This window comes from Pseudoalteromonas rubra, from assembly GCF_000238295.3.
Classification (GTDB): Bacteria; Pseudomonadota; Gammaproteobacteria; order Enterobacterales; family Alteromonadaceae; genus Pseudoalteromonas; species Pseudoalteromonas rubra.
On sequence record NZ_AHCD03000008.1, the window covers coordinates 1 to 838 of the forward strand.

Sequence of the window (838 nt, forward strand, 5' to 3'; positions counted from 1 at the left end):
GGGCACTTGGGAGTGAGGAATCAAGTTGTGTGCCCGCCAATTTAATTCCGGCGGATTGCAGCAAAATCACCCCACAGATGGTGACGCTCACTGAGCTGGATGAGCAACAGCTTACGGATATTGCCCAGACTATTCCCGGTGGCATGGTCAATATTCAGGACATCTACCCGCTGGCACCGCTGCAAGAAGGCGTGCTGTTTGTACACACCATGAGTGAAGGGCAGGACCCGTATGTTACCAGCACCACGTTTGAGTTCGACAGCCGCGAGTCTCTTGAGCGCTTTAAGTGGGCACTGAATACGCTGATTGCCCGCCACGATGTGCTGCGCACCGCCATCCTGTGGCGCAACCGCACCACTGCACTTCAGGTGGTACAGCGTGAGGTAGCGCTGCCCGTGACTGAGCTGGACTTCAGCGGGGAAGCGGATGTCCGGGCCGCGTTCAGTGCACATGTGGCTGAACAGCCGCTGTGGATTGAGCTGGAAAATGCGCCGCTGCTGCAACTGAGCGTGTGCGAAGACGCCGCGCAGGGTAAGCATTATGCGCTGTTGTGTGAGCATCACCTGATCTCAGATCACGTGTCGCTGGAAATTCTGGTGCATGAGTTGACGGCGCTGCTGCACGGCAATGAAGCGAGCCTGGCTGAGCCGGTGCCCTACCGGGAATTTGTCGGTCGCACACTGGCACGCACAGCGAGTCTGGATACTGAGGCCTTTTTCACTCAGATGCTGGGTGAGGTCAGCGAACCAACATTGCCTTATGGTCTGACAGACGTACTAAACGACGGCTCGGGCATTGAGACCGTGCATGTCACGCTGGATGACGCACAGGCGCAGCG

General features: G+C 57.6%; 1 protein-coding gene. It reads left to right on the forward strand.

Translation table 11 applies throughout. The annotated features are described in order from the left end of the window. Positions 1–29: 29 nt before the first annotated feature. Positions 30–838 (forward strand): condensation domain-containing protein (locus PRUB_RS00045; protein WP_242065199.1); only part of this gene is annotated, 809 nt, incomplete at its 3' end.